The sequence below is a fragment of the Aeromonas sp. 62-46 genome, from assembly GCF_001898585.1.
In the GTDB taxonomy this organism is placed as follows: domain Bacteria; phylum Pseudomonadota; class Gammaproteobacteria; order Enterobacterales; family Aeromonadaceae; genus Aeromonas; species Aeromonas caviae.
Map to the genome: position 1 here is coordinate 1 of NZ_MKUI01000012.1, position 23553 is coordinate 23553.

At 55.6% G+C, this 23553-nt stretch carries 18 protein-coding genes; 10 read left to right on the forward strand and 8 right to left on the reverse strand.

The features are described 5' to 3' along the window. The first annotated feature begins 1644 nt into the window (after positions 1 to 1644). On the forward strand, positions 1645 to 1821 hold the full coding sequence (locus tag BGO64_RS03800; RefSeq protein WP_182976558.1) for a hypothetical protein: 177 nt from the start codon (positions 1645 to 1647) through the stop codon (positions 1819 to 1821). A 168-nt stretch (positions 1822 to 1989) separates the two neighbouring features. Here the strand turns inward: BGO64_RS03800 and BGO64_RS03805 are convergent, their stop codons facing one another. The 4 genes from BGO64_RS03805 to galE all read right to left on the reverse strand — a co-directional run bounded on the left by BGO64_RS03805 (position 1990) and on the right by galE (position 6256). Beyond that, positions 1990 to 2325, reverse strand: coding sequence for a hypothetical protein (locus tag BGO64_RS03805; RefSeq protein ID WP_162726205.1), 336 nt, complete (start codon positions 2323 to 2325; stop codon positions 1990 to 1992). A gap of 677 nt (positions 2326 to 3002) precedes the next feature. Next, positions 3003 to 4160 carry a galactokinase gene (gene galK, locus BGO64_RS03810; RefSeq protein WP_286700207.1) on the reverse strand — a complete coding sequence of 386 codons (1158 nt, stop codon included), beginning with the start codon at positions 4158 to 4160 and terminating at the stop codon, positions 3003 to 3005. Between the two features lie 9 nt (positions 4161 to 4169). Further along, on the reverse strand, positions 4170 to 5210 hold the full coding sequence (gene galT / locus BGO64_RS03815; RefSeq protein ID WP_041213008.1) for a galactose-1-phosphate uridylyltransferase: 1041 nt from the start codon (positions 5208 to 5210) through the stop codon (positions 4170 to 4172). A gap of 26 nt (positions 5211 to 5236) precedes the next feature. Further along, positions 5237 to 6256, reverse strand: coding sequence for a UDP-glucose 4-epimerase GalE (galE, locus tag BGO64_RS03820; RefSeq protein ID WP_041213009.1), 1020 nt, complete (start codon positions 6254 to 6256; stop codon positions 5237 to 5239). A gap of 312 nt (positions 6257 to 6568) precedes the next feature. Here galE and galR point away from each other — a divergent pair, with 312 nt between their 5' ends. Both galR and BGO64_RS03830 read left to right on the forward strand, forming a co-directional pair. Next, positions 6569 to 7570, forward strand: coding sequence for an HTH-type transcriptional regulator GalR (galR, locus tag BGO64_RS03825; RefSeq protein WP_041212951.1), 1002 nt, complete (start codon positions 6569 to 6571; stop codon positions 7568 to 7570). Positions 7571 to 8066: 496 nt separating this feature from the next. Next, positions 8067 to 9353: a maltoporin gene (locus BGO64_RS03830; RefSeq protein ID WP_197971259.1), complete on the forward strand. Its 1287-nt coding sequence runs from the start codon at positions 8067 to 8069 to the stop codon at positions 9351 to 9353. A gap of 209 nt (positions 9354 to 9562) precedes the next feature. Here the strand turns inward: BGO64_RS03830 and BGO64_RS03835 are convergent, their stop codons facing one another. The 4 genes from BGO64_RS03835 to BGO64_RS03850 form a co-directional block, all read right to left on the reverse strand. After that, positions 9563 to 10567, reverse strand: a complete 1005-nt coding sequence (locus tag BGO64_RS03835) for a glycoside hydrolase family 53 protein (protein ID WP_041215315.1) — start codon at positions 10565 to 10567, stop codon at positions 9563 to 9565. Between the two features lie 123 nt (positions 10568 to 10690). Next, positions 10691 to 11110 carry an early set domain-containing protein gene (locus tag BGO64_RS03840; RefSeq protein WP_041212954.1) on the reverse strand — a complete coding sequence of 140 codons (420 nt, stop codon included), beginning with the start codon at positions 11108 to 11110 and terminating at the stop codon, positions 10691 to 10693. Positions 11111 to 11135: 25 nt separating this feature from the next. Further along, a complete protein-coding gene (locus tag BGO64_RS03845) occupies positions 11136 to 13178 on the reverse strand; it encodes a methyl-accepting chemotaxis protein (protein WP_182934985.1) in 2043 nt (680 codons plus the stop codon). 298 nt (positions 13179 to 13476) lie between these two features. After that, on the reverse strand, positions 13477 to 14559 hold the full coding sequence (locus BGO64_RS03850; protein WP_041212956.1) for an ABC transporter ATP-binding protein: 1083 nt from the start codon (positions 14557 to 14559) through the stop codon (positions 13477 to 13479). A 560-nt stretch (positions 14560 to 15119) separates the two neighbouring features. Between BGO64_RS03850 and BGO64_RS03855 the strand changes: the two genes are divergently transcribed. The 7 genes from BGO64_RS03855 to BGO64_RS03885 all read left to right on the forward strand — a co-directional run bounded on the left by BGO64_RS03855 (position 15120) and on the right by BGO64_RS03885 (position 23518). Further along, positions 15120 to 16349 (forward strand): extracellular solute-binding protein, encoded by a 1230-nt coding sequence (locus BGO64_RS03855; protein ID WP_041212957.1) that lies wholly within the window; start codon positions 15120 to 15122, stop codon positions 16347 to 16349. 78 nt (positions 16350 to 16427) lie between these two features. Beyond that, on the forward strand, positions 16428 to 17732 hold the full coding sequence (locus BGO64_RS03860) for a carbohydrate ABC transporter permease (RefSeq protein WP_041212958.1): 1305 nt from the start codon (positions 16428 to 16430) through the stop codon (positions 17730 to 17732). Between the two features lie 12 nt (positions 17733 to 17744). After that, positions 17745 to 18596 (forward strand): sugar ABC transporter permease, encoded by an 852-nt coding sequence (locus tag BGO64_RS03865; protein ID WP_041212959.1) that lies wholly within the window; start codon positions 17745 to 17747, stop codon positions 18594 to 18596. Positions 18597 to 18618: 22 nt separating this feature from the next. Beyond that, entirely contained in the window at positions 18619 to 19818 is a 1200-nt protein-coding gene (locus BGO64_RS03870; protein ID WP_286700208.1) for a glycoside hydrolase family 53 protein, read from the forward strand. 63 nt (positions 19819 to 19881) lie between these two features. Next, entirely contained in the window at positions 19882 to 21936 is a 2055-nt protein-coding gene (locus BGO64_RS03875) for a beta-galactosidase (protein ID WP_286700209.1), read from the forward strand. A gap of 54 nt (positions 21937 to 21990) precedes the next feature. After that, positions 21991 to 22338, forward strand: a complete 348-nt coding sequence (locus BGO64_RS03880; protein ID WP_286700210.1) for a glucose PTS transporter subunit EIIB — start codon at positions 21991 to 21993, stop codon at positions 22336 to 22338. Position 22339: 1 nt separating this feature from the next. Beyond that, a complete protein-coding gene (locus tag BGO64_RS03885; protein ID WP_048208107.1) occupies positions 22340 to 23518 on the forward strand; it encodes a glycoside hydrolase family 53 protein in 1179 nt (392 codons plus the stop codon). Positions 23519 to 23553 lie beyond the last annotated feature (35 nt).

The window sequence follows — 23553 nt, forward strand, 5'->3', positions numbered from 1 at the left end:
AACACCTCCTGATTGACCTCAGTTTGAGGCTCTTGAGGTGTCTAGGAAAGTAGGGGCGATTCACATTGGTTTTTTGCTGTTGCTCATCATAGATCTCCTTGTCATCTCCAGTGGATGTACTGGATAGCGACAATGTATGAAAAATGAAGCCATCTAACAGGGGGCAAAAAATGGAAATTCTGTAAGGTATGGTGCAGAGGGGAGTTGGAATGCCGAGATGTAGTGTCCGAAAAAACTGACCCCGTTTTCCGTCTGTGTTTACCAACTTTCGGTTGCTTTACTCCAGAGCTGCCAAGTTGAACAAGTCTGGATAATGGAATCACCAGAATACAACATTGATGAGAGCTGCATATATTATTAAATTTCAGAATCAGGTTTCTTCAATTTTTATTCTGGGGGGAGAGGTGTTTTCTTTATTTTTTCTCCGCCAGTGAATGGAATCGTAATGCTATCACTCAGCATTAATATTATTTAAGAGGTTCTCTATATAGAGAACATTTCATCCTGAAATACATATTTAGAGTGAGATGTCAATGAAAGCCAGAATGAAAAGGTATAATTATTGAGCATCTATAATATAGCGCCGAAGGCTACACAATATACATAATAAAGCCCCCTCAGTGCAGGGGAGCGTTTGAGGCTCGTTAAGGGGGCCTGGTTATAATTAATGGTATCCCATTGTATTATCGTGGGACAAGACAATGAGATGAGTGTTTAAGTGATTGTATTTGCATGTTTAGTCACTATTTGTTCATATTTTAATGAATTTTCTGAGTTATCTGTGTGATAAGCCGGTTCAGTAAGGGGAGATGTGGGAGTGTCTGCCAAAATATGGCAGCGCCAAATGCTCATTGCCATATTGTGGCACAAGTTTTTGACATTTAGATAGTAGTTTAATTCACCTAACAGATTGTTTTTTAAAACTATATTTTTTAATGAGTAGGGTTTGTGTACATGATGAAATCATAGCTGTAAGAATGGAAAAATGTTCGATAAAAATTGCCATATTATGGCAATAGTCCCTTTATATGCCATCAAGTTAACCCTGTCATTAACCTGTATTGAGGATGATATTTTAATGGTCGTAGCTTTGTTCGGATATGTGGCGTTGTTGTCTAAATTAGCCTGATTTCCCAGATCCAGTTGGCTGTGACACGCGGGCTTTCTTACTGGCTAACCAAGGGTGTTCAGTTTGTTTATCGCGCTCACATAAGGTTTTACTTATCATCCCTGATCCAGTGCCCTCCATCAACTTTTTGAAATGCGCCATCATTGTTTCTACCAGCGAGCGACTGAAGTGCCTTGTTCATGATGAGGATTTGAAATTGATGGTGATGATCGGCTCATCGTCCCTTAAGTTTGTTCCACTCAAGCCACAGCGATTTGTGGTAAAAATGTCCTGTACATAGTTTCACAAATTAGAAAGTTAACTTGCTGGAAATATACTCCTCCTTGTATGAAGGGGTATCTTAATATTATTTCGTGCACTCAAATTAAAACATCAGTTCTGGTGGGGTTAATGATGTCAAGGAGGTTCCTGATGGCTGTGGTATTGGTTGCAAGTAATGTGGTAACAGCCGCTGCTACTATTGATGTTAACGTCATAGTGCCCTGTTCATTGTCGATAAGAATGGTGTGGAAAAGGTGTTTAACACCATTAACCAGCGCGTATCGGCTATGGGCGATTATTACGCAAGTCAACGTACAGATATCGTTAACAATGGCGCTTATGTAGATCTGCACTTCGAGGTAAAACAGATCCTCGTTATGAGCGATACCGTGCTGAACGCCAACCGCATGACTTGTTATGCTGATCAATGAGAAAGTCGTTGGAGTACGCGATTCTTACGGCCCTGATTTTGGTATCAAAGCGCCACCGTCTTTGGGATGGTATTTGCACTAACAAGACATTCAAGACCTGACCTGCGCTGTACACAGCCCTTATGCCTCAAGCACGATGAAAATGCCAGATGGTAATCTCCGTGCTTACTACGTATGGGCAAAAGGGTCTGGTGCGGGCTTCATGCCGAGGAGGTTGCTGACCGCACTTTCGTCATGGCAATAGACAGCACAACCCTGACCAATGACAAACTGTACATCGACGTAACCATCACTGCCTCCGGTACTGATGTAGCAACCGAGCGTCTTTCTGTAGAGCTGTATAACCAATCTGGCAGCGCCGTTGTTGGCCAACACTACAACGATGGAATCTCGCAATTGGTGCGCTTTGACCCGACCACTTGCCAAGCGGTACTCGATGCGGCGGGCAATCCGACCTACACAGTGCGCATGACAGCCCGTGATCTGGTAGTTTGTGGTTGCCAAGAGCGTCCCCCTCGGTTTGCGTAGCGGTACTGGCACTAACGTGATCACCAAGCCAATCGCTATCACTGTGCAAGGCGTCAATATTGATAACGGTGGTAATGATGGTGGCGACAATGACGGCTGTAGTGGTTCTACCGGCCCTCTGTCACAGCTTACTTTGGTTTCTTTTGGCTTGGTGCGGCAATTCAAAAGGAGTTAGTCCAAAGGTATCCGTTACATCTCTCCATCCGTTTAGCTGGTCAATGTCTAGAGGGAGAATCTTCTCGCTGATTTCAAAGGAGCGCGAATCTATGTTCATGATGCGGCATTCGTGCAAACCGATGCAAAGAACGGCTACTGCAGTGGCAAGATGATCCAGAATTTAGAAACCTTCTGGAGCCAATATTTCAGCCGGTCTAACGGGCAGCTCGTTGCATTTTGGCATCCTGAGCTCACTGTCGCTGTTCAATAATGAACTCACCACGGCTTTGAAACACTAGCCTGTAGAGATGTAATGCACCTCCATAACGGTGGCGCTTTATTTTTTCGTTCTCCTGAGATGTTCTAACCTATGTCGTAAGCGAGTCTGGATTGCGAGGTGTTTACAAAACCAGTGGCGATTCAATGTGTGTCATGATCAGCTTGGACATATGTAGAGTTGTTTTCGCTGATCATGACATTAAGGTGGCAATGAAAAATCAGAGGGGGCCAGCTCCTGCGGAGGGCTTACAGATATAGATACTCGGGGCCAGACCGCTCACTTGGGGATAACGAATATTAACCTGTTCGCACACTGCTGCTGTCAGTGACTGTGGAACCAATGCAACCACACAGCCACCAAACCCGCCACCAGTCATCCTCACACCACCACGACTGCCGATGATCTCTTTGATCATGTTGACCAAGGCGTCGATAGCAGGCACTGTGATGGCAAAATCATCACGCATCGAGGCATGGGACAGCGCCATTAATTCGGCCATCATGACCATGTCTTCATTGGCAAGCGCATCGGCCGCTGCCAGCGTTCGTTCATTCTCGGAGATGACGTGGCGTGCACGGCTCGCGACGACAGGATCCAGTTCGTTGGCTCGCTCGGTGAACTGGGTCATCGTCAGGTCACGCAGTGCCTTGACCCCAAAATGCCGTGCGGCCTCTTCACACTGTGCCCTGCGGGTATTGTATTCGCTATCCACCAGGCCCCGGCGTACGTTCGAGTTGATGATGACCACATCAATGTCGGCTGGAATGCTCACAGGACGGGTATCCAGACTGCGGCAATCGATCAGCAGAGCATGATCTTGCTGACCCAGAGCCGAGATGAACTGATCCATGATACCGCAGTTGCAACCGACGAACCTGTTTTCCGCCAGTTGTCCATTAAGGGCGATATCTGCTTGGCTGATGTCGAGGTGATTCATCTCTTTGAAGATCTGTCCTACTGCCACTTCCAGAGAGGCGGAAGAGCTCAGGCCTGCTCCCTGAGGTACATTGCCACTGATTACCAGGTCTGCCCCTGTCAGTTGACAGCCTCGCAATAGCAAATATTTGACGACGCCTCGCACATAGTTGGCCCACAGGTATTCCGGGCGCGCCTCTATGGGGTGGCGTAAGTCAAATTCATCCAGTTGGTTGTGATAGTCGGCAGCGATAACCCTGATCAGACTGTCTTGGCGGGGGGCAGCACTGATCACGGTCTGATAATCGATGGCGCAGGGTAGCACGAAACCATCGTTATAGTCCGTGTGCTCCCCAATGAGGTTAACACGCCCAGGTGCCTGAATGGCGAGGGTCGGGCGATAACCATACTGGGTGTAAAAGGTATGTTCAGTCACGCTGTGTGGCGATTCAATACTCATGTCTCAACCTCAAACCTGTTCACGAAAATGGATATCGCTGACGGAACGCAGGCGTTCTGCCGCCTGTTCTGCCGTCAGGTCACGTTGTGTTTCTGCCAGCATTTCATAGCCCACCATAAACTTGCGTACGCTCGCAGAGCGCAGCAGGGGCGGGTAGAAGTGGGCATGCAACTGCCAGTGATCATTCTCTTCGCCATTGAATGGCGCACCATGCCATCCCATCGAATAGGGGAAGGAGCACTGAAACAGGTTGTCATAGCGGCTGGTCAGTTTTTTGAGCGCCAGTGCGAGGTCTGCACGCTGTTGCGGTGTCAGTGTCGGTAGACGTGTTACCGCAAACTTGGGAAGCAACAGGGTTTCGAAGGGCCAGGCAGCCCAATAAGGCACTACTGCCAGCCAGTGTTCCGTTTCCACTACGGTGCGGCTGCCGTCAGCCTGCTCGCGTTCCGCATAATCGAGCAACATGGCTCGACCATGTTTGGCAAAATACTCCCGTTGGGCGACATCTTCCCGCGCGGCTTCGTTGGGCAAGAAGTCGTTGGCCCATATCTGCCCATGGGGATGGGGATTGGAGCACCCCATCATGGTGCCCTTGTTTTCGAATACTTGGATCCAGCGGTATTCGCGCCCCAGCTCTGCAGTTTGTTCACACCAGGTGTTGACCACGGCAGTGAGGGAGGGGATAGACAACTCGGGCAAGGTCTTGCTGTGATCCGGTGAGAAGCAGATTACCCTGCTGGTGCCGCGTGCACTCTCTAGCTGGAAGAGGGGGTCCTCGCTGGTTGGGGCCATAGGTGTATCAACCATCAGTGCCGCAAAGTCGTTGGTAAAAACGAAGGTCGACGGATAATCCGGATTTTTGTCACCAGTGACGCGAGTATTGCCGGCGCAGAGGAAACAATCCGGATCGTGAGGGGAGCGCTGGGTACGATCGGGTTCATCCTGCTGGCCCTGCCAAGGGCGTTTCGCCCTGTGGGGAGAAACGAGAACCCACTGTTGGATCAATGGGTTGTAACGACGGTGAGGGTGGTCGGTCGGTTCGAATTGCATAGTAAGGTCTGTCTCGTTCTGTATATTCATGGAAGGGGGTAACCGTTTGGATTTTGGGATTGCCAGCGCCAGGTATCAGCCGCCATCTCATCAAGCGTGCGATAAGCCTTCCACCCCAGCTCGTTATAGGCCTGTGTTGGATCTGCCCAACACTGTGCTATGTCCCCGGCGCGGCGCGGCACGATCTCATAAGGCAGTTCGCGGCCACAGGCCTTGGAGAAGGCGGCATGAATGTCCAGGACACTGTAGCCATGCCCAGTGCCCAGGTTGTACACATGGACGCCAGCTTGCCCAAGCGCATGTTTCAAGGCTGCGACGTGGCCATCGGCTAGATCCATGACATGAATGTAATCCCGCACACCGGTACCATCTGGTGTCGGGTAGTCATCACCAAAGATGGCGAGTTTGGCACGGCGGCCCACTGCCACCTGGGCAATATAGGGCATCAGGTTATTGGGAATGCCCTGGGGATCCTCGCCCATCAGGCCGCTGGGATGGGCGCCCACCGGATTGAAATAGCGCAACAGGGTCAATGACCAGTCGGGGGCTGAGTGTGCAAAGTCCTTGATGAGGCGCTCCACCATCAGCTTGCTTTGACCATAAGGATTGGTGGCGTGAAAGGTGGGCGACTCCTCGGTGATGGGCATGATCTCCGGCTCGCCATAGACGGTGGCAGATGAGCTGAACAGCAGGGTCTTGACCCCGGCGCGTCGCATTGCCTGCAGCAACACCAGGGTGCCGCTGACATTGTTGTCATAGTACTCGAGAGGCTTTTGTACCGATTCCCCTACGGCCTTGAGGCCTGCGAAATGGATCACGGCATCTATCTGCTGGTCTGCAAACACACGATCCAGCAGGTCGGCATCCCGCACATCACCGTGATAGTGCTGGGGGCGCAGTCCGCTGAGGCTGTGGATACGTTCGAGGACGCTCTCTTTGCTGTTAACCAGATTGTCCAACAAGATGGGGGTCATCCCGGCAGCGATAAGCTGCAAGCAGGTATGACTACCTATGTAACCAGTTCCACCTGTCACGAGTATCTTCAACATGATTCGCTCCTTGGCGCTAGTTTTAATTGGGTTTTATTTGGTGTAATCGCTTTCCCTTATTCTGCGCTTGTGAACAAGCTCCTGGAAGATGCATCTCCATTTGATGTGATTTTTGTCACATTTTTCACCGCGATGAGCATGAGAATGGATAAGGGTGTATGTAAATGGATTACACAGCGAGACGCTCGTATTGATAGAATGCTCTCGCTTTTGATATGAAAGCCGTGTCAGGTATTGGAAATGTCGGTAGTATCTTGACCCAGTACAGCACTGGTTTTTATTTATACCGTTCACCGGAAAAGCTAATTCATGGCAACCATCAAAGATGTAGCACTCCTGTCAGGCGTATCTGTCGCCACCGTCTCACGCGTCATCAATCACTCGCCAAAGGCGAGTCAGGCGTCACGAGACGCAGTCTTCAAGGCGATGCATGAACTCAACTACCATCCCAACGCGAACGCGAGAGCATTGGCCCATCAGAACAATGACACCTTGGGATTGATCGTTGCTGATGTGTCTGATCCCTTCTTTGGCACCATGGTTAAAGCTGTCGAGCAAGTGGCACAAGCTACGGGGAATTTTCTGCTTATAGGAAATGGCTACCACGACGCAGCCAAAGAGAAGCATGTAATAGAGCAGTTGATAGGGCATCGCTGCTCTGGCCTGGTGGTTCATGCCAAAATGCTGCCAGATGAAGAGCTGATCCAGATGATGAGCTATGTTCCTGGAATGGTGCTTATCAACCGTATTGTTCCTGGATTCGAGTCCCGTTGTGTTGCGCTGGATGATCGCTATGGTTCTTGGCTTGCAACTCGTCACCTGATCCAGGAAGGGCACAAGAAGATAGGGTTCCTGTGCTCAAATCATCAGATATCAGACTCTCAGGACCGTCTGCAGGGTTATTTGGACGCACTGCAAGAGCACAATATTCCGGTTGATGAACGTCTGATCTCCCGTGGTAGTCCTGATGAATTGGGGGGGGAGGCAGCAATGACGGAGTTGCTGAGTCGGGGGCAACAGATGACAGCCGTCGTTTGCTATAACGACTCAATGGCGGCGGGGGCCTTGTCAGTGCTTAGTGATAACGGGATTGATGTACCTCAAGACCTCTCTTTGGTGGGTTTTGATGATGTGTTGATATCTCGCTACCTGCGCCCTCGTCTGACAACGGTGCGCTATCCCATCATTGCTATGGCCACTCAGGCTGCAGAGCTGGCCATTGCTTTGGCAAAGGGGGGGCCTTTGCCCCAGACGACGCATATGTTTAGCCCGACACTGGTTCGCCGTCACTCGGTTCGCACCATTGATTAGTCCAAGTGCTGGGCTTGTGGGCCTATAGCGATTACGGCAAGGTTACCAGCTCGGGCCTTGCCTTTTTAAAGTCTCATCTTCCTCTTTAATGCCTCAATGTCCTCCTCTTCAAAACCTCTGAACTAGACGCTCTGGCGAAACAAATAGCCTCCTGGTGCCCAGGAGATGCTTCCGCAAGAGAGGCTTCATGTTCTGCACATCACCTTCATCACCCTTAACGTCAACCATGCTTGAGAACTACCGCTCACTCCTTATGTAATCGATAACACTCTGGTTGGTTTGTTTTATTTATTTAAAATCAATGACTTACCTATGGATGTGTAATGACCATCAGAAGGATATCTTATTTATTAGTGTAATTATTACAAATATGTGAGTTTCGTCATGTCATTCACTACGACGTTGTTCTTATAATCCCTCTCGGATAGTGAAAGCGCTTTCCTTTTGGACTGGTAAGCGGTTTATCAGGATAACAATGCAACAGTGGAATAAAGGAATAACTATGAAAGTGAAGCTACTGACGACTTCCGTTGCCCTCGCTCTGTCAATGACAGCATTAAATGCTAATGCTGTTGATTTCACAGGGTATTTTCGCTCTGGCGTAGGTGTGTCCCAGGATGGTGATATGCAAACTGGTCGACAGAACGTTGTCGGCCGCCTGGGTAACGAAAACGATACCTATACCGAAATTGGTATTGGTCAGGAGGTTTACAACAAGGATGGCAAGACTTTCTACGTTGACAGCATGTTTAGCATGCAGAGCGATGGCTCTAATGACTATGAAAGTACCACCACAGTGTGTAACTTCGATCAAAAAGAGTGTAAGGACGATGCAACCTTTGCCCTGCGCCAATTCAATGTGAAGGCCAAGGGATTGCTCTCAGCCGCGCCCGATGCGGTGGTCTGGGCTGGCAAGCGCTTCTACCAGCGTCATGATCTCCACATCATCGATACCAAGTACTGGAATATCTCGGGAGCTGGCGCCGGTATTGAGAATCTCAAGGCCGGCCCAGGCGCCTTCTCACTGGCCTGGATCCGGTCCGATGGCAACGATATCGATAACTCGATTGTCAACAATGACCTCAACGTCAACTTCCTGGACCTGCGCTATGCCGGCTGGGCTCCCTGGGAAGGGGCTTGGACCGAAGCGGGCGTCAGCTATGCGATGCCTAATCCGACCGATGAACAGAAGAAGGTCGGTAATCTCTATGATCCCAAGAATGGTGTCATGCTGACGGCAGAGATGAGTCAATATTTTGCCGATAGCCGCATCTACGAGAAGTTGGTGCTGCAATATGCTGACAAAGGGTTGGCCCAGAACATGATCTCCCAGGGGGGTGGGTGGTATGATGTTTGGCATTTGACCGACGATGCCAAGGGATACCGTGTAATTTTGACGGGTGACATTCCCATGGGTGAGAAATTCAGTGTGAACCATGTCTTCACTTACGGTAAGGGTGAGAAACTTGAAGCATGGCATGACAACACCGAACTGTTCAGCGCGGTGGCACGGGCCGGTTATGCGTGGACTGACATCATGAAGACGCTGGTTGAAGCCGGTACTTATGAAACTACCAAGACCTGGACAAGCGGTTCTGAAGAGAAATCGAGTGGCCAGAAATATACCTTGGCTCAAGCCTGGTCAGCTGGACCCAGCTTGTTTGCTCGCCCGGAGATCCGTGTGTTCGCCAGCTATTTGAAAGATGGCGAAGGCAAATCCTTCAACGGTGGTGAAGATGACCACACTTGGAACTTTGGTGTTCAGGCCGAAGCCTGGTGGTAAAAAACGATTTATCAATATCATGGGAGCCCAACCGGGCTCCTTTTTTAATGTCGTCTCGAAATGATTAGTCCGGACCTGCGTGAAATGATGGGGTTGGGGGGAGGTGAGCATTCCACTGAAGAACCATCAGGCAGTATGTTGAAAGGAGAGATCTCCTTTGAAAAAAAGAGGCGCAGCATTGTGGCTGCGCCTTTGCTTTAACGGGTCAATTACTGCAACAGAAAAGCATCCAGTGCGTAGGTGGGTTTGCCACCATTGTCCATCAATCCCAGGCTGTAACCCTGCCAGTTCTTGTAACTCTGCGGTTCCCAATAAAGCACGCCGAGGCCCTTGTTGTTAGGGATCCACTTCATTTTGTTGAGTAGATCGGCGATGGTGTCATAGCTGTTTTTCGGGTCATCCCAAGGCATGCCAACCTCCACGATCATCACCTCTTTGTCATATCGACTCACCATATCGGATAGATTGTCATAGCAGAGGTTGTTGAGGGTAAACCAGTCACCGTTACCGCTCTGTGTTGGGTAGATGGAGGCACCAATTACATCCCACTTGGCGCCGTTGTTCTTGAGACCATCAAACATCCAGCGATAGAGAGTGTTGTTCTCACAGTTGGCCAAGTGGACGATCACCTTGGTACTACTGTTGACCGCCTTGACAGCGTCGTAGCCGCTGTTAATGAGCCAGGCAAAGTTCTTCATGTTGACCGAGGCGCGCCCCTCTTCCCAGAGCATGCCATTGTTGGTCTCGTTGCCTACTTGCACCCACTTGGGGGTAATTCCTGCGTTTTTCAGGGCAACGAGGGAATTGTAGGTGTGCCACCATACGTTCGACATTAGCTGATCAAAGGTGTAGCTCTGCCAGGCTGCAGGTTTGGTTTGCTTGCCAGGATCAGCCCAGCTGTCGCTGTAGTGGAAGTCAATCAGCAGATCGAAACCGGCCGCCTTGGCCCGCTTGGCCTTGGCGATGACGTCACTGATGTTGTTCCAGCCATCGGCAGGATTGACCCATACCCTGAGCCGGATGGTGTTCATACCGTGCTCTTTCAGGGTCTTGAACAGATCTTGCTGCTGGCCGGCGTCGTTATAGAACTTGTACCCGGCTTTCTCCATCTGGGTCAGCCAGCTGACGTCAGCTCCCTTGACCATGGCCTCTCCCTGGCCATGAAACAGCAGGGCGCCGCCAAGCAGCAGGGTGGTAAGCAGATGTCTCTTCATTGTTGTTATCTCCTGTCTGGATGTGTGTAGGGTGGCGACAGGGAGGCAGTCCCGCGCCGGGATGGCGTCGCCGTGCGGCGCCATCCCGGCGGAGGCTGGGGCCGCCTTGCGGCGGCCCTGGGATCACCCGGCGGGGGAGACGGTGACCTGGATGTGTTGGGGATCGCGGCGATCCAGGGTGATGCGATACTGGCCGTCGCTGGGCGGGGTGAACTTCATGTCGCTCCACTGCCAGCCGGCCTTGACTACCACCGGCTTGTCCGACTCGACCTTGGCGGCGGGGTCGAACTGGCCATAGGTGGTGTCGGCCTTCCACTTCTCATCGGCAATCTTGAACTTGTAGGCGCCGTGACTGGCCTGCAAGGCCACCTGGACCGACAGCAAGTCCCCTTGCTGGGTAACCAGTTGCTGGTCTGCCGGGGCCTCCCAGTTGTTCATCTCGCCGCGCAGGAACAGCGGGCGGGCCAGGGGATCCTCCTCGTTGGCCAGCGCGGGCTGGAGGCAGGCGATCAGGGTAGTCAGCAACAGTGTCTTCTTGAACATGGATGGTCCTCTCTGTGGTGTGTGATCAGGCGCTCTGCAGGGTGAAGCGGCGGGTCAGCGACAGTTGCTGCTGCGATAGCTGCTGCAACTGGTCGCTGGTCTGTGCCACCTTGGCCAGGGCGCCCTGGTTGTCGTCGGCAATCCGGGCGATGTTGGTAATGTTGCGGGCGATCTCGGCGCTGGTCTGCTGTTGCTGCAGGGTCGCGCTGGCGATACGGCTGCTCTGCTCGGCCACCTGCTGCAGCGCCTGGGATAGCTCGGCTAGGGTGGCGCAACCCGCGTCGCTGTCGGTGCGACTCTGGGCCATGGCGTCGTGGCAGCGCAGCATGGTGGCGACCGCACCGCGGGTGCTTTGCTGCAGATCGTCGATGATCCCCTGGATGCGGGTGGTGGAGTCTGCTGTGTGGTGCGCCAACTGACGCACCTCGTCGGCCACCACGGCAAAGCCACGTCCCTGTTCGCCGGCGCGGGCCGCCTCGATGGCGGCGTTGAGGGCCAGCAGATTGGTCTGCTCCGTGATGCGCTCGATCAGGGCGAGGATGTCACCGATGCTGACGCTCAATGTCTGCACCTGCTCCACGCTGCGGCGCGACTCCGCCAACTCGTCAGCCAGTTGCTGCAGCCGTTGACCGGTCGCCGCCCCACGCAGGCTGGCGGCGTGGGCCGCCGCGGCTATGTTGCCGAGGGTCTGCTCGGTCTGGCCTATGCTGCCGGCGACCTCGCGCACCGAGTAGTCCATCTCCTCCATGGCGCTGCAGACCCCTGTGGTTTCGTTGCGCTGCTCGCCGATGGCAAGTTGGGCGTGATGCTGGGCGTGCTGGTTCTGGCCGGCCATGCGGCCGAGGGCATCGGCGGCCTGAACTATCTGACCGAGCATGCCGCTCATCTCGTCGGCCAGGGCGTTGATGCCGGTCGCAAGCTGGCCGAACTCGTCGTGGCGCAGTAGCGGCACGCGTTGGCGCATGTCTCCCTGACTCAGGGCCTTGAGGGTGGTGAGGATGTGGTGCAGTGGCTGGCGGATGGCGCGCACCAGGTGCCACAGCACCAGGGCGCCGAGACCGAGGGAGAGCAACAGGCCGGCGCACAGCCCGAGGCGCAGCCAGAGCAGGATGGCGCCGCTGCCGGCGGTGCTGTGGCGAAGCTGAGCGTCGATCGCGGCGTCAAGTTCGCTCAGATCGCCTAGCAGGCTGTCGATAAGGCGGCTGGCCTGCACACTCTGGTTGCGCAACATGATGCTCTGTTCGACCAGCGCCAGGTGGCGTGCCGGCATGCTCTCGGGGCCGGCCAGCAGGGTGGCGAGGGTATCGAACCTGGCACCCGTGCCGCGTTCCAGGCTCAGGGGCACGCCGAAGGCATCCTCCTGGCCGGCGAGCTGGCGTGCCAGCTCCTGGCGCAGTGCCGCCGCCTGTTCGCTGGCGCGTGCATTGGCAGCCAGACGTGCGGCAACGGGGGCCGGATCCTGCTGCTTGAGGATCTCCTGTGTGGCGCTGACCTGCTGTTCCAGGTTTGCCAGCAGGCGGCTCTTGAGCAGCACGGCGGGGTGGCTGCCCAGAGGGGCGAGCAGCACATCGAGGGCGCTGGCAAGCTGGCGCGCCGTGTCGCCAAGGCGGGTGTCGGCCGCCAGCTTGCTCTGTTCGAGGCGGTTGTGGGCATAGTCATCGACCAGTTGCTGGGCCAGTTGCCAGTAGGCGGCCTGTTGCTCGCGCAGGCTCTCGACGCGCGCACTCTGTTGCGGCTCCCCCGCTATCTGTCGAGCCAAGGTGGCCAGATCCTGGTCGAAACGGGCCTGCCATTGCTGCATCTGCTCGCGGGCGGCGCCCAGCTCCTCCTCTCCGGTCTGCAGCAATGCGTTGCCCAGATGTCGGTCGAGGGTGAAGAGATCGCGGGTCACGGCGCGGCTCTGCACCAGGGTCGGCGCGGTATGGCTGGCGAGCAGCCCCACCTGGTCGGCCAGCCGTTGGCCGGCGTAGAGAGAGAGGGCCACCGAGAGCAGCAGCAGCAACAGGATGACGGCAAAGCCCAGCGCCAGGCGCTGGATGATGGAAAGGTGACGAGTGCGCAAGTTCATGGTATCGATTACATGTGGTGTTGAGTCAACCCAGCCTGATGACACAAGTGATAAGTCATCTTTTATCAGTGCTTTACCTTGTTAACAGATAAGGCCGCGATAAGGGAGGGCACCTGATTCTGATTTTTAGTGTAACGTTTTCATTGTTTTGTGAATCTTTTACACTCTTTCTCGGCACCCTTGTACGGGATTTGTCCAGGGTTGCGAGCCCGCTCTCATTTTGTGTCCCGCGCCCGGGGATAAAAAAAAGCCCCCGACTGGCGGGGGCAAAATGGATCGGGGCATGCAGTAGCCGCGTTCAGCGGCTGATTCTGAGCCCTTCGGCATTGAACACAAGGCAATTTTGCGGGGCAAAGAAGACATCCATCTTCTGGTACGGATGAAACTCCCCATCCCCTGCCAGCAGCAGCTTGAAGCCGTCGGTGCCGCAGCACTGACCGAACAGGTAGGTGCTGTTGCCAAGACGTTCCACCACCTCGCAGGTAAAGGCGAGGTGGATCCCCTCTGCGCCCGGCACCACATGCTCGGGACGCAGGCCAAGGGAGATCTCGCTGCCCGGTTCTAGTCGCTCGGTGAGGATGGGCAGGGTGAGCTCCTGCTGGCCGGCTACCTTGACCCGGATCTGCTCCGGGCTCCAGGCCAGTACGCGGGCCGGCAGGAAGTTCATCTTGGGTGAGCCGATAAAACCGGCCACGAAGCGGTTGCAGGGTTTGTAGTAGAGCTCCATCGGCGAGCCGACCTGTTCCACCTTGCCATAGTTCATCACCACTATCTTGTCGGCCAGGGTCATGGCCTCCACCTGATCGTGGGTCACGTAGATCATGGTGGTCTTGAGTTCCTGATGCAGCTTGGCGATGTGCAGGCGCATCTCGACACGCAGCTCGGCATCGAGGTTGGAGAGCGGCTCGTCAAACAGGAACACCTTGGGGTTGCGCACGATGGCACGGCCGATGGCTACCCGCTGGCGCTGGCCGCCGGAGAGCTGCTTGGGCTTGCGATCGAGCAGGTGGGAGAGCTGCAGCGTCTTGGCCACCATGCTGACCTGGTGGGTTATCTCCTCTTTCGGCACGCCATTGACCCGCAGGCCATAGCCCATGTTCTCGGCCACCGTCATGTGGGGATAGAGGGCATAGGACTGGAACACCATGGCCACCCCGCGATGAGCCGGGGCTACATCGTTGACCACCTGCTCATCAATCGCAATGTGGCCGTCCGAAATCTCTTCCAGACCGGCGATCATGCGCAGCAGAGTGGATTTACCACAACCGGAAGGACCGACAAAGACGGTGAACTCACCATCTTCTACATCCAGATTCACATTATGTAGGGTCACATTGCTGCCAAAACGCTTGATCACATTGTTCAGTCTGATACTCGCCATGAGCTTTAACTCCTTGATAATAAATGCCTTAGCTGCAAATGCTGGGGGCAGTCATGCCCCTGCTGCGGCTTCTTTGCCCTGGGAGGGAGAAGGCGTTTCACACCGTTTCACTCTGTGGCTTTGGGAGGACTATATCAGTCAGGTGTAAGCGGTTGCACAAAATGCTGTTTCTTTTGTGCATGAGATCACAGCCTTGGTACGTGCTACTGGCAGGCTGGGCAAGCACCGCTTACCGTAGAGCCATTCGGTGTAATCGTTACCTTTTTTGCTGTTCCAGTGCACTCGACAAGCTGTGTAAAGCAAAAATCAAGTGATAGAGCGTATTGCTCCGGATCTGATGTATGGGATTAAACCATTTATTTTTCATTGCATTAGGTGGTAGTGAGGTTGTGTCATAGAGGCCAGACCAGTCCGGCGTGTAATGTGGTTGTGCTTTGTTTTACACCCGAATTGGTAACAAGCTTCAGAAGTTACACCGACTGGATGGAATCGTAACACTCACTTTGCCTACGTGGTCTGAGAAGACCTGCTTTTACCTGAGTTAGGGACAAGGAAATCATATGAAAATCAACAAATTGACTGCTGCAATGTTGTTGTCTTTGGGCGTTATGGGGTTGGGCCAGGTAGCCCGTGCCGCTGACGGTGAACTTCTGGTGTGGGAAGACATCAAGAAATCAAACGGCATTGAGGAGGCTGTCAAAGCGTTCGAAGCCAAGCACAACGTCAAGGTGAAGATCCTCGAAACTCCCTATGCCCAGCAGATCGAGAAGCTGCGCCTGGATGGCCCGGCCGGTATCGGTCCGGATGTGCTGGTACTGCCGCATGATCAGGTGGGCACTGCCGTGGTGCAGGGGCTGATCAGCGAGATCAAGCCGGGGGCCGACTATCTGGCTGGTTTCACCAAACCTGCGGTGGATGCCCAGACTTATGAAGGCAAGCTCTATGGCCTGCCCAAGGCGGTGGAGACCATCGTCATGGTTTACAACAAGGACCTGTTACCCAAGGCTCCCGAGAGCTTTGACGAGCTGATCAAGGCTTCACAGACCCTGCGCGGGGAGAACAAATACGGCCTGCTCGCCAAGTTTGACGAGATTTATTACTCCTACGGTGTAGTCGCAGCCATGGGGGGTTATATCTTCGGCCAGAACCCCAACGGTTCGCTCAACGTCAAGGACGTGGGCCTGGCCAACCAGGGCTCGGTCGATGCAGTGAGTTTCCTCAAGCGTTTCTACAGTGAAGGACTTTTCCCGGCCGGTATCGTGGGTGAGACCGGTGCCAACGCCATCGATTCCCTGTTCACCGAGAAGAAGGCTGCTGCCGTCATTACTGGACCCTGGTCGTTCCAGCCCTACAAGGATGCGGGGGTGAACTACGGTGTCGCACCGCTGCCGACATTGCCCAATGGCGAGCATATGCGCTCCTTCCTCGGCGTGAAAGGGTACAGCATCTCTACCTATTCCAAGCAGAAAGAGTTGGCGCAGCAGTTCATCGAGTTCATCAACCAGCCTGAGTACGCCAAAGTCCGCTTCGAGAAGACCGGCGAGATCCCGCCGCTCAAGGCGCTGATTGACGATCCGCTCATCAAAGATGACGAGAAATCCCGTGCCGTGGCCATTCAGGCCGGTTTCGCCACTCCGATGCCGAGCGTGCCCGAGATGCAAGAGGTGTGGACCCCTGCCAACAGTGCACTGCAGCTTGGCGTGACTGGCAAGCAGGATGTGAAGGCGGCACTGGAAGGTGCAGTCAAGAACATCAACATGCAGATCGAAGTCAACCACGCGCAGCAATAACACAAGTTGGGCGCAGGCCCAATTCGGGCCGGGCGGCATTCGTGGCCGCCCGGGCTCTTAATGGAAAGGAGGTACATTGTGGTTGTCGATTCCGGATCGCTTACCCAGATCGGTACAAGAACCCATCATGCCAAGGTGGCCGCCCTGCTCTCGCTGATCCCGGGACTCGGTCAGTGGTATAACCGGCAATGGGTCAAGGGCACCCTGTTTTTCACCGTCATGGCCTGCTTCTTCGGCGTATTCCATGATTTTCTATCTCAAGGGTTCTGGGGGCTGTTTACCCTCGGCACCGAGTTGCCCCGGGACAACTCCGTCTTCCTCCTGGCCAAGGGGGTTATCAGCGTACTGGTGGCCATCTTTGGTTGCGCCATCTACTACTGGAGCGTCCGCGACGCCTATGTTAACGGCGATCGCCGGGATCGTGGCGTAGCGCTGACCAGTGTGCGCAAGCAATACCAGTTGCTGCTGAGCGAAGGGTTCCCGTATCTGATGATCACCCCGGGCTTCATCCTGCTGGTGTTCGTGGTGGTGTTCCCCATCATCTTTGGTTTCTCCATCGCCTTCACCAACTACGATCTCTACCACACGCCGCCGGCCAAGCTGGTGGACTGGGTGGGGATGAAGAACTTCATCAACATCTTCAAGCTCGATCTGTGGCGTTCGACCTTGCTCGACGTGCTGCAGTGGACCGTGATCTGGACGCTGATCGCCACCACGTTGCAATGCTCGGTCGGGGTGCTGCTGGCGATCCTGGTCAATCAGAAGGATCTGCGCTTCAAGCCGCTCATCCGCACCATCCTGATCCTGCCGTGGGCAGTGCCCGGTTTTGTCACCATTCTGGTGTTCGCCGGCATGTTCAACGAGACCTTTGGCGTCATCAACAACGGTATTCTGGCTTCTCTGGGTATCGACCCCAAGGCATGGATGACAGATCCCTTCTGGACCAAGACGGCCCTCATCCTGATGCAGACCTGGCTTGGCTTCCCGTTCGTCTTCGCCATGACCACTGGGGTGTTGCAGGCTATCCCGGATGATCTCTACGAGGCGGCCACCATCGACGGTGCCAGTACATGGCACAAGCTGACCACCATTACGCTGCCCCTGGTGCTGTATTCGATCGCTCCGATCCTCATCACCCAGTACACCTTCAACTTCAACAACTTCAATATTATTTACCTGTTCAACAACGGTGGACCTGCGGTGGCTGGTTCCAATGCCGGCGGCACCGACATCCTGGTCTCCTGGATCTACAAGCTGACCATGTCGTCATCCCAGTATGCGATTGCAGCGAGCATCACCATTCTGCTCTCCATCTTCGTGGTCGGCATTGCCCTGTGGCAGTTCCGTGCGACCAATTCGTTCAAGCAAGACGACATGGTGTAAGGAGATCCAGCCATGAGTGCCAAACACAGTCTGAAAAAGAGTAATGCCATCCGTCTGACCCTAAGCTATTTGCTGCTGGCTATGGTTGCGGTGATCATCATCTATCCCCTGATCTGGACGGTTGGAGCCTCTCTCAATCCGGGCAGCAGCCTGCTCAACACCTCGATCATCCCGGAAAACTTCTCCTTTATTCATTATCAGGAGCTGTTTGACGGTCGCATCGATTATGCCGCCTGGTACTGGAACTCGATGAAGATCAGTTTCCTGACCATGGTGTTGACCCTCATCAGCGTCAGCTTCACTGCCTATGCCTTCTCGCGCTTTCGTTTCCGTGGGCGGCAAAATGGCCTGATGTTGTTCCTGTTGTTGCAGATGGTGCCCCAGTTCTCGGCCCTCATCGCCATCTTCGTGCTGGCCCAGATGCTGGGTCTGGTCAACAGCCATCTGGCGCTGGTGCTGGTCTATGTGGGCGGCATGATCCCGATGAACACCTATCTGATGAAGGGTTACCTCGATGCCATCCCCAAGGATCTCGACGAGTCGGCGCGCATGGACGGGGCGGGCAACTTCCGCATCTTTATCGAGATCATCATGCCGCTCTCCAAGCCCATCATTGCGGTGGTTGCACTGTTCTCCTTCACCGGCCCGCTTGGCGACTTCATCCTGGCCAGCACCATATTGCGCACCCCGGATCAGTTCACCCTGCCCATTGGTCTCTACAACCTGGTCGCCCAGAAGATGGGGGCCAGCTACACCACCTATGCGGCGGGAGCTGTGCTCATCGCGGTGCCGGTGGCCATCTTGTACCTCTCCTTGCAGAAGTACTTCGTTTCCGGTCTTACCGCAGGTGGGACCAAAGGTTAATCCGTTAAACAGGACGTTCGACATGAAAATCAAGAAGACGCTGGTGATGGCGGCGCTGCTCGCCACCGGCATGTTGGGTATGCATGCCCCCGCCGTGGCTGCCGAAAATGTGGTGGTGCAACCAGTTGTGGTACCGCAGGAGTTCATCAAGGGGGCTGATGTCTCCATGTTGGCCGAAGTAGAGAAATTTGGTGGCAAGTTCTTTGATGCCAGTGGCAAGCAACAGGACGCCATGGCAATCCTCAAGGAGAACGGCTTTAACTACATTCGCCTGCGCCTGTGGGTAGACCCCAAGGATGCGGACGGCAAGCCTTACGGCGGTGGTAACAACGATCTGGCTGCAACGATAGCGCTTGCCAAGCGTGCCAAGGCCCTTGGTATGAAGTTCCTGCTCGATTTCCACTACAGCGATTTCTGGACGGATCCGGGCCGCCAGAACAAGCCCAAGGCGTGGCGTACGATGTCAGTCGAGCAGTTGGCGGATGCCGTTTACGCCCATACCAAGGAAAGCATGGATGCCCTTGCAAAGGCCGGTGTGATGCCTGACATGGTGCAGGTCGGCAACGAGATCAACGGTGGCATGTTATGGCCAGAGGGCAAGAGCTGGGGGCAAAACGGTGGGGAGTTTGATCGCCTGGCCACACTGCTCAAGGCTGGTGTACGTGCTGTGAAAGAGCACGGCAAAGATATCAAGGTGATGCTGCATCTGGCTGAGGGCACCAAAAACGACACCTTCGTCTGGTGGTTTGATGAAGTCGCCAAGCGCGAGGTGCCCTTCGATATCATCGGACTCTCCTTCTACACCTACTGGAACGGCCCCATCAGTGCCCTCAAGGCCAACATGGATGACATCAGTAAGCGCTATGGCAAGGATGTGATCGTGGTCGAGGCCGCCTACGGCTACACCACGGAGAACTGCGACAACGCCGAGAACAACTTCACTGCCAAGGAGGCGAGCGACGGTGGTTACCCGGCCAGCGTACAGGGGCAGGCCGACTTCCTGCGCGATCTGATCAAGAGCGTGGTGGCGGTACCGGACGGGCGTGGCAAGGGAGTCTTCTACTGGGAGCCAGCGTGGCTGCCAACCACTGGTGCCACTTGGGCCACCAAGGCTGGGATGAAGTACAACAACGACGACTGGAAAGAGGGCAATGCCCGGGAGAACCAGGCGCTGTTTGACTGCTCCGGCCATGTGCTCCCCTCGATCAAGGTATTCAACTGACCCGGTTTCAACCGATAGGGCGACCGGCCATGGCCGGCGCCCCCTCGTTTTAGGAGATGTGTGATGTTCAAGTTTCCCCCGCTCAGTGAACGGGTGCCCGCTCTGCTGCATGGTGCTGATTACAACCCGGATCAGTGGCTGGATGATCCCCAGGTGTTCGAGCGCGATCTCGAGATGATGAAGCAGACCCGCTGCAACGTGATGTCGGTCGGCATCTTCAGTTGGTCTTCCCTGGAGCCACAAGAGGGGCGCTATGAATTCGGCTGGCTCGATACGGTGCTCGATCGCTTGCACGAAAACGGTGTGTCAGTTTTCCTCGCCACACCAAGTGGTGCTCGCCCGGCTTGGCTTTCCCAGCGTTATCCCGAGGTGCTGCGGGTCAGCAAAGAACGTGTGAAGGCACTGCACGGTGGCCGTCACAATCACTGTATGAGTTCGCCTGTCTATCGTGACAAGGTGCGCGCTATCAACGGTGCCCTGGCCGAACGCTACGGCCATCATCCAGGTGTCATCGCCTGGCACATCTCCAACGAGTACGGCGGCGAGTGCCACTGCGAGCTTTGTCAGGAGCGCTTTCGTGACTGGCTCAAGGCTCGTTATGGCAGCATAGAAGCGCTCAATCACGCCTGGTGGAGCAGCTTCTGGAGCCATACCTACACCGACTGGTCACAGATCGAATCCCCGTCTCCCATCGGCGAGAGCTCGATCCACGGCCTAAACCTCGATTGGAAGCGTTTCAATACCGCCCAGGTGAGCGATTTCTGTGCCGAGGAGATCAAGCCCTTGAAGGCGGCCAACCCGAGCCTGCCGGCCACCACCAACTTCATGGAGTACTTCTACGACTATGACTACTGGCAGTTGGCCAAGGAGATCGATTTCATCTCCTGGGACAGCTACCCCCTCTGGCACAACAGTGGCGATGACTCGACCCTGGCGGCGTACACCGCCATGTATCACGACCTGATGCGCACTCTCAAGGGAGGCAAACCTTTCTTCCTGATGGAGTCGACCCCGAGCCTGACCAACTGGCAGCCCATCAGCAAGCTCAAGAAGCCGGGAATGCATATCCTCTCCTCCTTGCAGGCGGTAGCCCACGGCTCCGACTCGGTGCAGTACTTCCAGTGGCGCAAGAGCCGTGGTTCGGTCGAGAAGTTCCACGGCGCCGTGGTCGATCACGTTGGTCACATCGATACCCGGGTGGGCCGCGAGGTGCAGGCGCTAGGCGAGATCCTGGCCAAGTTGCAAGAGGTCGCTGGCAGCCGCGTCGAGGCCAAAGTGGCCATCATTTTCGACTGGGAGAGCCGTTGGGCCATGGACAATGCCCAGGGGCCGCGCAATGCCGGCCTCTTCTACGAGAAGACGGTAGCCGAGCACTACCGCCCATTCTGGGAGGCAGGGGTGGCGGTGGATGTCATCAATGCCGACTGCGCGCTGGATGGCTATGACCTGGTTATCGCCCCGATGCTCTACATGGTGCGCGATGGCTTTGCCGAACGGGTTGACGCCTTTGTCAAACGAGGTGGGCAGTTTGTTACCACTTACTGGAGCGGCATCGTCAACGAGACCGATCTCTGTCACCTGGGGGGATTCCCAGGGCCGCTGCGCCCGGTCCTTGGGATCTGGGCAGAGGAGATAGACGGTCTCTATGACGAGGAACGTAACGCCGTCTCGGGTCTTGCTGGCAACGAAGCCGGACTCTGCGGCCCTTACGAAGTCACTCACCTTTGCGATCTCATCCACCTGGAAGGCGCGAGGGCCCTGGCCAGCTATGACGGTGACTTTTATGCCGGACGTCCGGCGGTGACGGTCAACGAGCACGGGACAGGTCGCGCCTATTATGTCGCCTCGCGAAATGATCTGGCGTTCCAACGCGACTTCTTTGGCCATCTCATCGAGACCCTTGCCCTGCCGCGTGCTTTGCCAGCCTTGCCGGAGGGGGTCACCGCCCAGTGCCGCACCGATGGTGAGCAGGTGTTCGTGTTCGTGCAAAACTTCGCCAACGCCGAGCGCCTGGTCACTCTGCCGGGTGGTCACAGTGACATGGTGAGTGGTGAGGCGCTGAGCGATTCACTGGTGCTGCCCCCATTCGGCTGCCGGGTGCTGCGTCGCGCCTATTGATTACGGGGCGGAGCCAGTGGCTTCGCCCTCTTTTTTTACGTTTAGGAGATTCAAATGGTCAAGATGCAGGACTTCAAGCGGCTGTTCGCCGCCGCCCTCGGCCACAAGGAGGAAAAATCGACCGAGGCGCCGCTCTCCGGGCTGGACGAGGCGGCCATCACCGCGCTCATCGCTGCCTTTGGGGGGCGCGACAACATAGTGAGCTTTGACGCCTGTCTGACCCGGCTGCGGGTCAAGGTCAATGCCTTGCAGCAGGTCGACAGCGAGGCGCTGCAAGGTCTCGGTGCCATCGGCGTCATCATCATCGGTGACGAGGTGCAGGCCATCTTCGGCAAGCGCTCGGACAACCTGCGCCGCGAGCTCGGTCAGTGGTTCGAGTTGCACGAGCCGGAGCAACACTAGCATGTACCTCCCGCTGAGCTGGCCACTGTTGGTCATGCTGGGAGCGATCAGTGCAGGGGCTGGAGCCGCTCCTCACAACCTGGCCATCCGAGGGGCGGATGTCTCCACCCTGGCCGAACTCGAGCACTTGGGCGTTCACTATCAGGACGAAACGCGACAGGGGGATTTGCTAACCCTGATGCGCGAGCGTGGCCTCAACCTGGTGCGCCTGAGGCTGTGGGTCGATCCCCGCTCGGCCAAGGGGGAACCCTTTGGTGGTGGCAACAATGATCTGGAAAAGGTGATTGCACTGGCGCAGCGAAGCCGGGCTCTCAACTTGCCCTGGTTGCTCGATCTTCATTACAGCGACTTCTGGGCCGATCCGGGCAAGCAGTACACGCCACGGACCTGGCGAGGCAAGTCGGAAGCAGAACTGGCTGCGATGTTGCACGATTACAGCGCCGCCGTGATGCAGCGCCTGCGCGAGGCTGGGGTGCCGCCGCAAATGGTACAGGTCGGCAACGAACTCAATAACGGCATGCTGTGGCCGCTGGGGCAACTACACCGACAGGAAGAAGAGGAGGGGTTCGATCGACTGGCCCAGCTGCTCAAGGCGGCCATCGCCGGGATCCGCGCTGGCAGCGAGGGGGGGATCACCCCACGACTGATGCTGCATCTTGCTGAAGGAGGGGATGAGGCTCAGTGCCTGCGCTGGTTCAAGGCGATGCAGGCGCGCGATGTGCCGTTCGATCTGGTGGGTCTCTCCTTCTACCCCTATTGGCACGGATCCTTGGGTGACCTCTCGCGCACCATGAACAGCCTTGCCACCCAAATCAGACTCCCGCTGCTGGTGGTTGAGACCGCCTATGGGCACGACACCGTCAACCAGGACGCTGTTCGCAACGCCTTCGGTGAGCAGGAGGCCGTGCGCGGCGGGTTTGCTGCGACGCCCGAGGGGCAACTGGCGTTTCTCGATGCCTTGCGTGCCGCTATTGGCGCAGTGCCGGATCGGCTCGGGCTCGGGTTTGTCTACTGGGAGCCGGGCTGGATCCGGGTCACCGGTGACAGCTGGGCCAGTCAGGCTGGCATGGCGTTCCTCGGGATAGACGAACCCCTCGGTAATGGTTGGGAGAACCAGGCCCTGTTTGATCGGGAGGGCAGAGGACTGCCGGCGTTGGCCGCCTTTGCCCCGACCCGCTGACTATTTCACATTGAAGAGATGACAACAGCACCATG